Below are 13,209 nucleotides of genomic sequence, written 5' to 3'. Positions count from 1 at the left end.
TTCGCCGCTGCAGAAGAGAAACAACTCCCCCAAAAGCGTATGCCCATACGCTCTACACATTATTATATTATACCTATATGGAGGTTTTCCCCGAAACCGGTACCCCCTACCTCCTACCGGCGACTCTCGATAGCTACCTTGATTACTCCGTCGGCTTTGCTCTCGAACAGGCGGTAGGCTTCGTCGATGCGGTTCAGCGGGAAGCGGTGGGTAATCAGCGGCGTGGTATCGATCTGCCCCTCGGCAATCAGGCGCAATATCTCGGCACAATCGCAACCATCTACCCCGCCGGTCTTGAAAGTCAGATTCTTGCCATACATGTCGGGCAGCGGCAACACCTGGGGCTTGTCGTAGAGGGCCACGACAGTGACTATCGCATTGGGGCGCGCACTCTCCCACGCCAGGCGGAAGGTGTCGTCGCCACCGGCAACCTCGAGCACCACATCGGCACCACCGTGGTCGCTGTGTGCCCGCACAAAGTCGACACACCCGTCGGGTGCAGTCACCAGCACCTGCGGGTAATGCTCGCGCACGAAGCGCTGACGCTCGGGCGACTTCTCACACACGATTACCCGGCACGGATGCTTCAGCAAGGTACACAACAGGGTACAGATGCCCGTAGGACCGGCCCCGATAATGAGCACCGTATCGTCGGGCGAAACCTCGGAGATGCGCGTGGCCCAGAAACCGGTAGCCAGAATATCGCCCACGAAGAGGGCCTGCTCGTCGCTCACCCCGGCCGGGATGGACGTGAGGCCGCAATCGGCATAGGGCACCCGCACATATTCGGCCTGGCCGCCGTCGATGCGACAGCCCAGTGCCCAGCCGCCCTGCGGGTCGGTGCAGTTGTTCACATAGCCATGTTGGCAGAAGAAACACTCGCCGCAAAAGGTCTCGACATTCACCACCACCCGGTCGCCGGGAGCAACCGTAGTAACAGCCGGGCCCACCTGCTCGACAACACCAACCATCTCGTGCCCCACGGTGATTCCCGGCACGGCCCGCGGCACACTGCCGTGCTTGATATGCAGGTCGCTGGTACAGATACTGCCAAGGGTTACCCGCACAAGGGCATCGCGCGGGTCGATAAGTTGAGGCAACGGTTTTTCGCGCAGCTCGAACTTGCCGCGCTCGACATAGGTATAGGCTAACATGGTGTATATTCTCCTTTCTCTTTCTTCGATTTTTATACAAATACAGGCAAAGGCGAGTGTAGAGACAACCGGGAACCACGTTCCCGAGTTTGGCTATGCCGAGCCGACTCCTGTATTCGTGGAACAAATATAGTAAAAGGAGAGAGCAAAAGAGGTAAACCTATTTGAGATTTTGTGTATCTTTGAATAAGACAAGTGTCGTTTGGGCAGAGTCAGATTTGAAAACCTTGGGTTTCATTTGCCTCCGCATTCACCTTTTGCTATCTTTGTAGAAGACAAGAGAAGCTCGACGAAGTCCGAAGAAAAAGAAAGTCGTGTGTTCTGTTTATCCCGGCTCTCTCCTTTTCTTATCGTATAACAGGCAGTAAAGACAAAACCGATATGAGACATCGAACAAAAAAAATACTCAAGATTACCGGCATCACGCTGGTGTCGATTGTGGTACTGGTGACAGCCGTCATCGCCGTGGCCATCAATTTCGTATTCACGCCCGAAAAGCTGACTCCCGTCGTGCTGAAGGTCGCCAACCAGAACCTGAACGCCAAACTCGACATGAAGAGCGTGGAGCTGACCTTCTTCTCGACCTTCCCGCGATTCGGGGTGAAACTCACCGACGGCTCGCTGGTGTCGAAATCGATACGCGACTCGTTGTGGCAACGCACCGACTCGCTGCTCACCTTCAAACGGGCGATAGTCGTGGTCGATGTGGCCGACTATCTGCGGGCCAAGAAAATCAGCCTCAACCGGCTGCGCCTCGACAGCATCAACCTCTATGCCTACAAAGGGAAGGATGGCGTGGCCAACTGGGATATTGTGGCCTCCGACACGGTGGCCGAGACCGATACCACCTCGACCGGACCGATTGCCAGCGAGATAGACATACGGCGTATCGTCGTGCGCCATGCCACCGTCACCTACGACGACCGCGAGACCCGGGTCTTTGCCAACCTGTGGGATGCCAACCTCAAACTGAGCGCCCACCTGAAGCGGGGCCACTCGATGCTGGCGCTCGACTTCGACAACAAGAACATCTTCTTCTGGCAGGATGGTGAACTGCTGGCTCACCGCATAGCCTCGCGGCTGAAGACCGAAATAGAGTTCAACCGGGCCCAGCGCACCATCGCCTTGCACGACGCCCTGCTCGATGTCAACGGCGTGGAACTCGACCTGAAGGGGTCGGTACGCCGCGACACCGTGGCCAAAGCGCTGGACATAGACCTGCAGTATGGCCTGCATGCCCCCTCGCTGGAGCGGGTCTTGCACATGATTCCCGAGAGCGTGGTCAAGAAGGAGGAGGTCTCGGCACAAGGCGACGTGACCCTCAACGGTATCGTGAAGGGACTGTACGGCAAAGACCGAATGCCCATGATTACCCTCAAGGTATTGATAGACAAAGCCTCGGCCAAATATGCCCGCTTGCCCTACGGTATCGACGAGTTTAAGGCCGACTTCTTCGGACAGGTCGATCTCTCGAAGCAGAAACCCTCCTACCTCGACCTGAAGATATTCCACTTCAAAGGGGCCCACACCGACATCCTGGCCGATGCCAAAGTGACCGACCTGCTGGGCGACCCCGACATCACGCTCAATACCCAGTCGACCATCGACCTGACGGCCCTGGCTCAGACCTTCCCCCTGCAAGAGGGGGTATCGATCGAGGGGAACGTCGATGCCGACCTGCGCCTGCGCTGCCGCCTGTCGTCGATCAAGAAGAAAGACCTGGGGCGCATCAAGGCATTGGGCAAACTGAACATGACCCGCCTGGCCCTTCGCGACAAGAACAAGGACTTCGAATTCACGAGCGACGCCTCGCTCCGCTTCTTCGGCAACGACGTACTGGGAGCACAGGCCCAAATCAAGAACATCGTGCTGCACTCGCCGCAACTCAACTCGACCGTCGAACAGCTGTCGGCCTCCATCAAAACGACCAACCCGCAAGATACCACCCGCATCGCCACGGTACGATGCCAGGTAAATGCCAACAAACTGAAGGCTTCGATGAGTGACTCGCTGCTCCTCTTCTGCGGCAAAACGAATGCGACCGTTCATCTGCAACCGGCCGAGAACAAACCTACCCAACCCCAGGTACAGCTCACACTCGAGGCCGACACCCTGTTCTGCCGCCTGGGCGACAACCGGCTGGGCATGGATAAAGCCGGCATCCGGCTGAAAGCCAAACAGGTAAAAGACTCGATATGGATACCGCAGGGCACGGTGGGATTCAACCGTCTGTTTGTGCGCACCCCCATGTCGTCGCTTCCCATACGGGTACAGAAGACGGCCGTATCGGTGGGCAACCGCACCATCACCCTGCACAACGCCACCATGCGCATAGGACGGTCGGACCTCACGGCATCGGGCTCTATCCACAACCTCTATGCCGCCATGCGCCGCAACAAGATGCTGAAGGCCAACCTGAGCCTCACCTCGAGAAACCTGAACTGCAACCAACTGATCCGAGCCATCTCGTTCCCGCAGGACACGACACAGATCGAGACCGAAACCGACACCACCTCGACCCCGCTCAAACTCTTTGTCATCCCCAAGAACATCGACTTTGAGCTGCAGACCAACCTGAAGCGGGTGCGCTACGGCAAAATGGTCTTTACCAACGTACACGGCGCCGTAGATGTGCGCAACCAGGCCATCCACCTCAAGGAGCTCGGCATGGAGGGATTGGGTGCCACCATGAACACCACCCTCATCTACCAGGCCCGCGAGCCCCAGTCGGGCTATGCCGGTTTCGACTTCAAGCTGCACAACATCAACATCGGCAAGTTGGTCGACTTCATTCCCTCGCTCGACACCATCGTGCCCATGCTGCGGTCGTTCCAGGGTACCGTCGAGTTCAACGTGTCGGCCGAGTCGGCTCTCGACTCCTGCCTCAACCTCAAGATACCCACCCTGCGGTCGGCCATCCATGTCGAGGGCGACAGCCTCGTGCTGCTCGACGGCGAGACCTTTGCCGAGATTTCGAAGAAATTCCTCTTCAAGAACAAGGAGCGCAACCTCATCGACAGCATCTCGGTCAACATCAGCGTGGCCGACGGCAACGTGACCGTCTACCCCTTCGTCATCGAGATGGACCGCTACCGGGCTGCCGTGGGCGGCACGCAAGACCTGGACATGAACTTCAACTACCACATATCCATACTCAAGTCGCCCATCCCCTTCAAACTGGGATTGAATATCTCGGGCAACCTCGACAAGATGAAGTTCGGCATGGGCAAAGCCAAGTACAAGGATGCCGTTACCCCCGTCGAGATACACAAGGTCGACAGTACCATCGTAAAGATGGGCGAGCAGATTGTGCGCGATTTCAGGCGGGTGATGCGAAGGTAGCCGCAAAAGACCGGCACACCGCCCGCCCCCACCAATACCCCTATACCATTACCCCCGGCAGCCACAAGTCTACGACTTGCAACGGTCGGGGGTAATCGCTGTCGGACTCTACCCGACAGGATACAAAAATCCCTGCGACCCGGCCGGGTGCGCAGGGAGCAAAATCATTTCATAAATACGAAGTAGACGGCCAGAACCAGGCAACCGAAAGCGGCTATGTGGTTCCAGTGCAGCGACTCGCCCTTGAAGAAGACCACCGAGAAGATGGTGAAGATAATGAGCGTAATCACCTCTTGTATCACCTTCAACTGCATGAGGCTGAAGGGACCGCCGTTCTCGCGGAATCCCAACCGGTTGGCCGGAACCTGACAGCAATACTCCAGCAGGGCAATACCCCAACTGAGCAGAATGACCCCGTAGAGCGGCCAGTTGCTGATGACCTTCATCTCTTGCAACTTCAGGTGGCCATACCAGGCCAGCGTCATAAAAATGTTGGATATGATAAGTAACCCTATCGAATATAAACCCTGCATATCTTTTTCTTCTTTTTCAAAAATCGGGGGCAAAGATACGCATTAAAAATGAGAAACAAAGCGAATCGTGACAAGAAGCTCATCGCGCAGCGCATTCACACGGCACACCCTGCTCTATCCCTCATCGTGAACCCGGCGCTATGCCCGACCATCCGGCCAGAACGCCGGTCGAGAATCGCCCCACCCGGTCTCAACGAGACAAATTCAGAGGCGATACAATCCACTGCTTATTTGATAAAAAAAGTTAATCTCCCGGTCGAATGGCAAAAATGCGCCATCTTTGTAAACCAGACAGCACGACTATGGCAGAGAAGACTATCGTTACCCAACCCTGCAAGGTATCGCCCATGCACTACTTCGGGCGACTGCTGCGCACCTGGCTCTACCGCAACTGGGCCTGGCTGGCGCTGATTGTGGTGTTGCTCGTGATGCTGTCGGTTCACAACCCGCTCTTTATCTACGTGGGGCTCATGGTGGTATTTCTTGTTTTCCCCTTGATTCTCTACTACTTGTGGTTTGTCTATGCCTTGCACCCCGATTGCCGGGCCTCGATTCTGACAAAGCAGGTGGAGCTGGACGAGCGGGGCATCACCTGCCGGTTCGAGGATGACCGCACCGAGACCATCGCCTGGAGTCGGGTGACCGACGTACAGCACTCGTCGAGCGACCTGATTTTCTACCTGTCGAAATATGTATTCTTCATTCTGCCCTGCGATTCGTTCGAGTCGCCCGACGATTTGGAATATTTTCTGAAAAAAATTCTCGAGCCGGCCTTCAGGAACCGAAAATAATTGTATATTTGTAGAATATAAGATACGGCTCAGCAGAGTCCAATTGTGAAACCTTGCGTTTCCCTTGTTCTGCTTTCGCCTTTCACGAATATAGGATGCAGCTCAACCAGGGCTAAACCGAAAGGGGAAGAAGCAACAACGAGTCTGCTGCCCGAGCCGGCTATCCAGAAGTACAATTTTTTTGCACATGAAGCTATTCAAATCTATCTTTCCATATTCGCTGGCGGCAATTTTCGCCCTTGTCACCATGGCTCCGGCCGAGGCCCTGACCCTCGACCAGGCCCGCGAACTGTACAAGGCCGGGAAGTATGCCGAAGCGGCCCCCGTATTCAAAGCCCAACTGAAACGCCGCCCCAACGACGGGTCGCTGAATCACTGGTACGGGGTGTGTCTCTTCCACGAAAAGAAATATGCCGAAGCCGAAAAGTACCTGAAGGTGGGCGTCAAACGCAAAGTGCTGGAGTCGCCCCACTTCCTGGGCGACGTATATATGGCCCAATATCGTTTCGACGATGCCGCAGCCAGCTATCAAGACTATATCGATGCACTGGAGAAGAACAAGAAGCAGGTACCCGACTCGGTGACCGAAGCGATTGCCCGGGCCCGCAAGGCCAAGCTGATGCTCAACCATGTAGAGCAGGTGCAGGTTATCGATAGCCTCATCGTCGATGCCGACTCGTTTTTCGAGCATTTCAAGATGACCCCCGAATCGGGGCGAATAGGTACAGCCGAGACACTGGACGTCGCTATCCCCGACAGCACCATCGGCTACATGCCGCAACGGGGCGACAAGGTATTCTTCGGGATGCCGGTCGAGGGCAAAGGGTATGAACTGTGCGCGATGAACAAACTCACCGACGGCCGCTGGAGCCGCATCACACCGCTGCCCGAGGGGGTCAACACAACCCGCAACGAGGCCTACCCCTTCTTCCTGAACGACGGGGTGACCCTCTACTACGCCTCGAACGGCGAGGGCTCGATAGGCGGATACGACATCTTCATCACCCGGCTGAACCTCGAAAACAACACCTACCTGAAACCCGAAAACGTGGGCATGCCCTTCAACTCGATCTACAACGACTACATGATGGCCGTAGACGAGATGCTCAACATCGGCTGGTTTGTCTCGGACCGGGAGCAGATACCGGGCAAGGTGACCATCTATCTGTTTATCCCCAACTCGAGCAAACAGACCTACAACCTCGACGAAATCAAGACCGACATCAAATCGCTGGCCCTCATCCGCTCCATCCGCGACTCGTGGCCCGAAGGTGCCGACTATACCGACCTGTTGCAGCAGTTGAACGACATTCAGGAGGCGCAAGTGGTGAAGCGTCCCGACTTCGTTTTTGCCATCTGCAACGGAGTACACTACACCTCGCTCGACCAGTTTACCAGTGCCGAGGCACGCAATCTCTATATCAAGGCCAACGAGGCACGCAAACACATTGCTCAACTGGAATCGAAAGTGGCCGAACTGCGGCCCCAATATACCCAATCGCAAGGGACTACCCGCCAACGGCTCTCGGCCGAAATCGGGTCGCTCGAGTCGCAGTTGCTCTCGCTCTATCCCCAACCCGGGGAGTATGAAAACCAGGCTCGCAAAGCCGAGCTCGACGCCCTGCAAAAACGACGTTAACCTCGAAATCAACTAAATACTTACAGCTATGTTCGACATTCTGGCCATCGCCCTGCTGATAGCAATAGCCCTCACACTGGCTGTGCTGGAGATATTTTTCCTCCCCGGCATCACCATCGCCGGCATCTGCTCGCTCGTCTTCTACGGAGGCGGCATCTACTATGCCTACACGATATACGGGTCGAACGGGGCCGTCATCACCCTGCTCATTGCGGCCATAGCCACCATTGCGACCCTTATCGGATTCATGCGGTCACGCAGTTTCGACAAGGTAGCCCTGCACACCGAAATCGACTCGGTCGTCCCCTCGCAAGTATCGCCCGACATCCAGGTGGGCGACGAGGGTATCACCCTGAGCCGGTTGAACCCCATGGGCACGATCAAGGTAGGCTCGCACACCCTCGAGGCCCAGGCCGAAAACGAGCTGATCGACGAGGAGACCCCGGTGCGCATCACCCGCATCGACTCCAACGTAGTGATTGTAAGCAAAGCCGAATAACCCCTATTTCAACTAAAGAAAAAAAATAACCAACAAACAATCAAGATAATGGTAGCAATCGGACTATTACTGGCGTTCGGTATTATCGTAATACTCGCCATATTCTTCTATTTCGTGCCCTTCCTGCTATGGATTTCGGCGCAAGTGTCGGGGGTGAGAATCTCACTCATACAACTCTTCCTGATGCGTATCCGTAAGGTTCCGCCTCAAATCATCGTGCGGGGCATGATCGAGGCCCACAAAGCCGGCCTCAAAAACATCACCCGCGACGAACTCGAAGCCCACTATCTGGCCGGCGGTCACGTAGAGCGCGTGGTTCACGCCCTCGTATCGGCCTCGAAAGCCAATATCGACCTGGGATTCCAGATGGCAACAGCCATCGACCTGGCCGGCCGCGACGTATTCGAGGCGGTACAAATGTCGGTAAACCCCAAGGTAATCGACACCCCGCCGGTTACCGCCGTAGCCAAGGACGGTATACAGTTGATAGCCAAGGCCCGCGTGACGGTACGCGCCAACATCAGGCAACTGGTGGGCGGTGCCGGCGAAGACACCGTACTGGCCCGCGTAGGCGAAGGCATCGTCTCGTCCATCGGTTCGTCCGAGTCGCACAAGCAGGTGCTCGAGAACCCCGACTCCATCTCGAAACTGGTATTGAAAAAGGGACTCGACTCGGGTACGGCCTTTGAGATTCTCTCGATCGATATTGCCGACATCGACATAGGCAAAAACATCGGGGCTACCCTGCAAATGGACCAGGCCCAGGCCGACAAGAACATCGCACAAGCCAAGGCCGAGGAACGCCGCGCCATGGCCATCGCCCTCGAACAGGAGATGAAGGCCAAGGCTCAAGAGGCCCGCGCCAAAGTAATCGAAGCCGAAGCCGAAGTGCCCAAGGCCATGGCCGAAGCCTTCCGCTCGGGAAACCTGGGCATTATGGACTACTACCGCATGAAAAATGTCGAAGCCGACACTGCCATGCGCGAAGCCATAGCCAAGCCAACGGCCAAGCCCGAGAAGTAATTTCGGGCCCCAAAAGCCGATATTTCGTCGTCAAAAGAAGATTATCGGTCACAAAAGCAATTGGAAAGAAAAAATATTCGTATATTTGAAACCTTTTTGACGACAAAGTTGTTATATAGGAAAACAAAATAAACAATGATTATGATGTTTCAACTACCGCCACTGCCCTATGGTCCCAGCGATTTGGCCCCGGTTATCAGCCAGGAAACCATCGAATACCACTACGGCAAGCACGAACAAACCTATATCGACAACGTGAATAAAATGATCGAAGGCACGCCCTATTCCGACATGCCGCTCGAGCAGATTATTCGAGAAGCCGAAGGCGCCCTGTTCAACAACGCCTCACAAGCGTGGAACCACATATTCTATTTCTTCTCCTTCTCGCCCAACGGTCGAAGAGCACCGCAAGGGAAGTTGGCCGAAGCCATAGAACAACAGTGGGGAAGCCTGGAAAATTTCCAGAAAGAGTTTGAACAGGCCGGCGTGACCCTTTTCGGGTCGGGCTGGGTATGGTTATCGAAAGACCCGCAAGGGAAACTGATAATCAGCAAAGAGAACAATGCAGGTTCCCCGCTGACCAAGGGGCACACACCGTTGCTGACATTCGACGTGTGGGAACATGCCTACTATATCGACTACCGCAACAGACGAGCCGAACACCTGCACCGCTTGTGGGAAATCGTAGACTGGTCGGTTGTCGAGTCGAGATACAACGAATAATTCGCATAGTCGCGCGTGAGCGTAACTCTATCTAGCACTTTAAAATAAGCATAATGTGATGAATTCTAAAGAAGAGATGCTGCGTGAGCAGCGTCTCTTTTTGCTTTAAAAAGAATTAAATCGAAATACAAATAGATATATTTTTATCTATTTTGCATACAGATGATAAATTTTCCCTATATTTGCTATCATTCAGATGCAATAATTGCATCTTTATTTACATTTTTAATTACAAACATCACATGCCTATGGCCACTAAAAAATTTATTCTCTCTGAGAAAGAGATTCCGCAGGCTTGGTACAACATTGTCGCCGACATGCCACACAAGCCCATGAGCCCGCTGAACCCGGCCACCAAACAACCGCTCGCCGTCGAAGACCTCTACCCCATCTTTGCCGAAGAGTTGTGTAAACAAGAGCTGAACGCCACCGATGCTTGGATAGAGATACCCGAGCCCGTGCGCGACATGTACAAGATATGGCGCCCCACCCCGCTGGTGCGAGCTCTGGGTCTCGAGAAGGCACTCGACACGCCGGCTCATATCTATTTCAAGAACGAGAGTGTAAGTCCCGTAGGCTCGCATAAACTCAACTCGGCCATTCCCCAGGCCTACTACTGCAAACAACAAGGTGTGACCAACATCACCACCGAAACCGGTGCCGGGCAATGGGGGGCCGCCCTCTCGCTCGCCGCCAAAGCCTTCGGTCTCGAGCTGGCCGTCTATATGGTCAAGGTGAGCTACCATCAGAAGCCCTACCGCCGCTCCATCATGCAGACCTTCGGTGCCCAGGTAATCGCATCGCCCAGCATGTCGACCAAAGCCGGACGCAAGATTCTCACCGAGCACCCCAACTACCAGGGAAGCCTGGGCACGGCCATATCCGAGGCGATAGAGCTTGCCCTGAGCACCCCCAACTGCAAATACACCCTGGGCAGTGTGCTCAACCACGTGTCGCTGCACCAGACCGTCATCGGCCTCGAAGCCGAAAAACAGATGGAGATGGCCGGCGAATACCCCGACGTCATCGTCGCCTGTTTTGGCGGAGGGTCCAACTTCTCGGGCATCGCCTACCCCTTTCTGCGCCACAAGCTGCGCGAAGGCAAGGAGATCCGCCTCGTGGCTGCCGAACCCGCCTCGTGTCCCAAGCTGACCAAAGGCGTATTCCAATACGACTTCGGCGACGAGGCCGGCTACACCCCACTGCTCCCCATGTACACCCTGGGGCACAACTTCGCACCGGCCCATATCCACGCCGGCGGACTGCGCTACCACGGGGCCGGGACCATCGTCAGTCAGCTCAAGAAAGACGGATACCTCGAAGCCGTCGACATCGACCAGCTCGACACCTTCAAGGCGGCAACCCTCTTTGCCCAGAGCGAAGGCATCATTCCGGCCCCCGAGTCGGCCCATGCCATCGCCGCAACCATCAAGGAAGCGCTCCAGGCCAAAGCCGAGGGTAAAAAACGGTGCATCCTCTTCAACCTCTCGGGGCACGGACTCATCGACATGGCCGCCTATGACCAATACCTGGCCGGCGACCTCAGGAACTACAGCCTCTCCGAAGATGAAATCAAGAAGAATATCAATGAGTTAGACAAGATTATTTAACCATGCAAAAAAACTCCGGGAAAAATATTCGAAAAAATAATTGATTTTTTTCGTCCAAAAATTTGGTCAGTTCAAAAATACCGCCTATATTTGCATCGCCTTTCCGAAAGAAAGCAAGCCGGCGGTTTAGTGTAGTGGCCTAGCACGCAACCCTCTCACGGTTGAGACTCGGGTTCGATTCCCGGAATCGCTACAACAAGAAACGAAAACTCAAAAGCCTATCAATTAGACTTTTGAGTTTTTTTCTATCCCAAAACGGGACAAATACGAGACAGAACCGCGTCAAATACGCCCCTTGTTTAGCGAGTCACCTGCGATTCGTTAAATAAAAAAATGCTTAAAAATATCCTTCCCGCGCGGATTGATTTTAACAACGATAATCTCGGATCAACGTAAAAACCTGAGGGATTCATAAGATTAAGCATAAATTTTAGCTAGTCTGAACAAGAAGAACGCCTTATCCTTTACTCCTCTGAACTGCGAACGGAAGCTCTTTATTTTGGCATTGAAGGATTCAGAAGCCGCGTTTGTGGAACGCCTCTCAAAGAAGTTAATGATTTCCAGATAATGTGTCTGTATGGATCTTGCCACTCTGCCAAAAGCCAGGAAGCCCGATTTGTCCACCTCGTCATACCATCTGGCAAGTCTTGTCAATGCGGTATCCTTATGCTTACACTGGTGATATATCAGCCCGAGTCTCATGGAAAGATAGTAGGCCTTCTTTATCTCGGGATATTCTCTGAAGAGGATTTTGGCTCGTACACGCTGTGATTCGGTCCATAAAGATTCCTTCTTATAGAGAAGATAGATGCTTCTTGCCAGCAGCTGCTTTCTCGAATCCCCGTTCTCGAATACCGGAGCATGATAGATTTTCCCGCAAGCTTTGGCATGTGCCATCTGTATGGATTCCTCATCCAAGGCTTCCCAGCGTGCCTTCACTCTCATTTCCTGAACCTCTTCATAAGCCAGTTTCTGGACATGGAAGCGGTCTGTGACACGGCGTGCGGCAGGGAAGCAGATTCGTGCCGTCTGCTCCATGTTCGGAGCCATATCGAGGGTTATCTCCCTGACCTGAAACCGCCTGCGTCTGGAGAGCTTCAGCAGGACGGATGTGACGATCCTTACATCGGTACCCTTTATGATGGCAATGATACTTCCCAATCCTCCTCTTCTCTCCTTGTTTATCAGGATTGTGTAGAGTTCTCCCTGTGAAAGGTTGACCTCATCAATTCCCACATACGGACCGATATTCTTCTCGAAAAGAATCCATTTTTCGGCATGGGGGAGCTGGTCCCAGCTCTTGTAACCGCTCAAGTGGTTGCGGTACTGACGCTCCAGAAGATCTCCGTCCACGCCGAAGAGGAATCCCAAAAGCTTGCAGCTTACCGGAAGTGTATCAATATAGTTCTTTTAAAAAAGACGCAAATTCTTGCGTCATACGGCTCCCTTCTGCAACCAGCTTCCAGTTGCGGCTTACATAACGGCCATCTTCCTTCACAATCCATCTGCGCCGGCGGATATTCAGGAAAAGTTTCTTGCCACGAACCGGAAAGTCCTGAACCACTACAGGATCATAAAATCCCTTGCTTTCCACTTTCATTTTTGAATGTTCTTCAGGGACTTCGTTTTTCTCTTCCAGATATATTACTATTTCCGTACTGCTTTCCTTTACATCCGAGATGATAAAATAATCCAATGTCCCTTCGGGAAGAAGGAGACGATAGCCGTTGCTTTCCATATCTGTTGCTGATTCATTGTTCGCAAAGATACGATTTTATACGGTTTACTCCTCAGGTTTTTACGTTGATCCATAATCTCCCGCAAAACTCCCCAATAGACAAGATTATCAGTTTCACCTACCCAAGGCTTCGCGAAAATAAACCGGTGTGGTATGT

Annotated in this window: 11 protein-coding genes and 1 tRNA gene; 8 read left to right on the top strand and 4 right to left on the bottom strand. The window is 53.9% G+C overall.

Annotated elements, in window-relative coordinates; all coding sequences use genetic code 11:
- Positions 1-113: 113 nt before the first annotated feature.
- A complete protein-coding gene (locus ABGT88_RS05875) occupies positions 114-1,154 on the bottom strand; it encodes an alcohol dehydrogenase (RefSeq protein WP_346700965.1) in 1,041 nt (346 codons plus the stop codon).
- Positions 1,155-1,535: 381 nt separating this feature from the next.
- Here ABGT88_RS05875 and ABGT88_RS05870 point away from each other — a divergent pair, with 381 nt between their 5' ends.
- A complete protein-coding gene (locus tag ABGT88_RS05870) occupies positions 1,536-4,496 on the top strand; it encodes an AsmA-like C-terminal region-containing protein (RefSeq protein WP_346700963.1) in 2,961 nt (986 codons plus the stop codon).
- Positions 4,497-4,660: 164 nt separating this feature from the next.
- On the opposite strand, the gene ABGT88_RS05865 is transcribed toward ABGT88_RS05870, so the two are convergent.
- Complete coding sequence (locus tag ABGT88_RS05865) at positions 4,661-5,029, bottom strand: DMT family protein (protein ID WP_298663127.1); 369 nt, start codon at positions 5,027-5,029, stop codon at positions 4,661-4,663.
- Between the two features lie 302 nt (positions 5,030-5,331).
- Here ABGT88_RS05865 and ABGT88_RS05860 point away from each other — a divergent pair, with 302 nt between their 5' ends.
- The 7 genes from ABGT88_RS05860 to ABGT88_RS05830 all read left to right on the top strand — a co-directional run bounded on the left by ABGT88_RS05860 (position 5,332) and on the right by ABGT88_RS05830 (position 11,507).
- Positions 5,332-5,820, top strand: a complete 489-nt coding sequence (locus ABGT88_RS05860; protein WP_158096828.1) for a YcxB family protein — start codon at positions 5,332-5,334, stop codon at positions 5,818-5,820.
- Positions 5,821-6,007: 187 nt separating this feature from the next.
- Positions 6,008-7,459, top strand: coding sequence for a tetratricopeptide repeat protein (locus ABGT88_RS05855; protein ID WP_346700960.1), 1,452 nt, complete (start codon positions 6,008-6,010; stop codon positions 7,457-7,459).
- A 28-nt stretch (positions 7,460-7,487) separates the two neighbouring features.
- Positions 7,488-7,958, top strand: a complete 471-nt coding sequence (locus ABGT88_RS05850; RefSeq protein ID WP_289542945.1) for an NfeD family protein — start codon at positions 7,488-7,490, stop codon at positions 7,956-7,958.
- Positions 7,959-8,006: 48 nt separating this feature from the next.
- Positions 8,007-8,981 carry a flotillin-like protein FloA gene (gene floA / locus ABGT88_RS05845; RefSeq protein ID WP_298663128.1) on the top strand — a complete coding sequence of 325 codons (975 nt, stop codon included), beginning with the start codon at positions 8,007-8,009 and terminating at the stop codon, positions 8,979-8,981.
- A 141-nt stretch (positions 8,982-9,122) separates the two neighbouring features.
- Positions 9,123-9,704 (top strand): superoxide dismutase, encoded by a 582-nt coding sequence (locus ABGT88_RS05840; RefSeq protein WP_258327012.1) that lies wholly within the window; start codon positions 9,123-9,125, stop codon positions 9,702-9,704.
- 248 nt (positions 9,705-9,952) lie between these two features.
- The gene (locus ABGT88_RS05835) at positions 9,953-11,314 is read left to right on the top strand and encodes a TrpB-like pyridoxal phosphate-dependent enzyme (protein ID WP_087407746.1); all 1,362 of its coding nucleotides are present in this window, start codon (positions 9,953-9,955) and stop codon (positions 11,312-11,314) included.
- A 120-nt stretch (positions 11,315-11,434) separates the two neighbouring features.
- Positions 11,435-11,507 (top strand) — tRNA-Glu (locus tag ABGT88_RS05830).
- A 224-nt stretch (positions 11,508-11,731) separates the two neighbouring features.
- Here ABGT88_RS05830 and ABGT88_RS05825 read toward each other — a convergent pair.
- Together ABGT88_RS05825 and ABGT88_RS05820 are read right to left on the bottom strand one after the other, a co-directional pair.
- Positions 11,732-12,652, bottom strand: a complete 921-nt coding sequence (locus ABGT88_RS05825; protein WP_346702827.1) for a transposase — start codon at positions 12,650-12,652, stop codon at positions 11,732-11,734.
- Between the two features lie 58 nt (positions 12,653-12,710).
- Positions 12,711-13,052, bottom strand: coding sequence for a hypothetical protein (locus tag ABGT88_RS05820; RefSeq protein ID WP_346700957.1), 342 nt, complete (start codon positions 13,050-13,052; stop codon positions 12,711-12,713).
- Positions 13,053-13,209 lie beyond the last annotated feature (157 nt).

Source organism: Barnesiella sp. An22, from assembly GCF_963931395.1.
Lineage (GTDB): Bacteria > Bacteroidota > Bacteroidia > Bacteroidales > Barnesiellaceae > Barnesiella > Barnesiella merdigallinarum.
Note: the sequence above shows the minus strand (reverse complement) of the source record. Positions and strands in the feature narration are given on the sequence as shown.

Coding starts and splice junctions, on each gene's coding strand:
- ABGT88_RS05875 (WP_346700965.1), bottom strand. CDS start 1,154: ATGTTAGCCTATACCTATGTCGAGCGCGGCAAGTTCGAGCTGCGCGAA.
- ABGT88_RS05870 (WP_346700963.1), top strand. CDS start 1,536: ATGAGACATCGAACAAAAAAAATACTCAAGATTACCGGCATCACGCTG.
- ABGT88_RS05865 (WP_298663127.1), bottom strand. CDS start 5,029: ATGCAGGGTTTATATTCGATAGGGTTACTTATCATATCCAACATTTTT.
- ABGT88_RS05860 (WP_158096828.1), top strand. CDS start 5,332: ATGGCAGAGAAGACTATCGTTACCCAACCCTGCAAGGTATCGCCCATG.
- ABGT88_RS05855 (WP_346700960.1), top strand. CDS start 6,008: ATGAAGCTATTCAAATCTATCTTTCCATATTCGCTGGCGGCAATTTTC.
- ABGT88_RS05850 (WP_289542945.1), top strand. CDS start 7,488: ATGTTCGACATTCTGGCCATCGCCCTGCTGATAGCAATAGCCCTCACA.
- floA (WP_298663128.1), top strand. CDS start 8,007: ATGGTAGCAATCGGACTATTACTGGCGTTCGGTATTATCGTAATACTC.
- ABGT88_RS05840 (WP_258327012.1), top strand. CDS start 9,123: ATGATGTTTCAACTACCGCCACTGCCCTATGGTCCCAGCGATTTGGCC.
- ABGT88_RS05835 (WP_087407746.1), top strand. CDS start 9,953: ATGGCCACTAAAAAATTTATTCTCTCTGAGAAAGAGATTCCGCAGGCT.
- ABGT88_RS05820 (WP_346700957.1), bottom strand. CDS start 13,052: ATGGAAAGCAACGGCTATCGTCTCCTTCTTCCCGAAGGGACATTGGAT.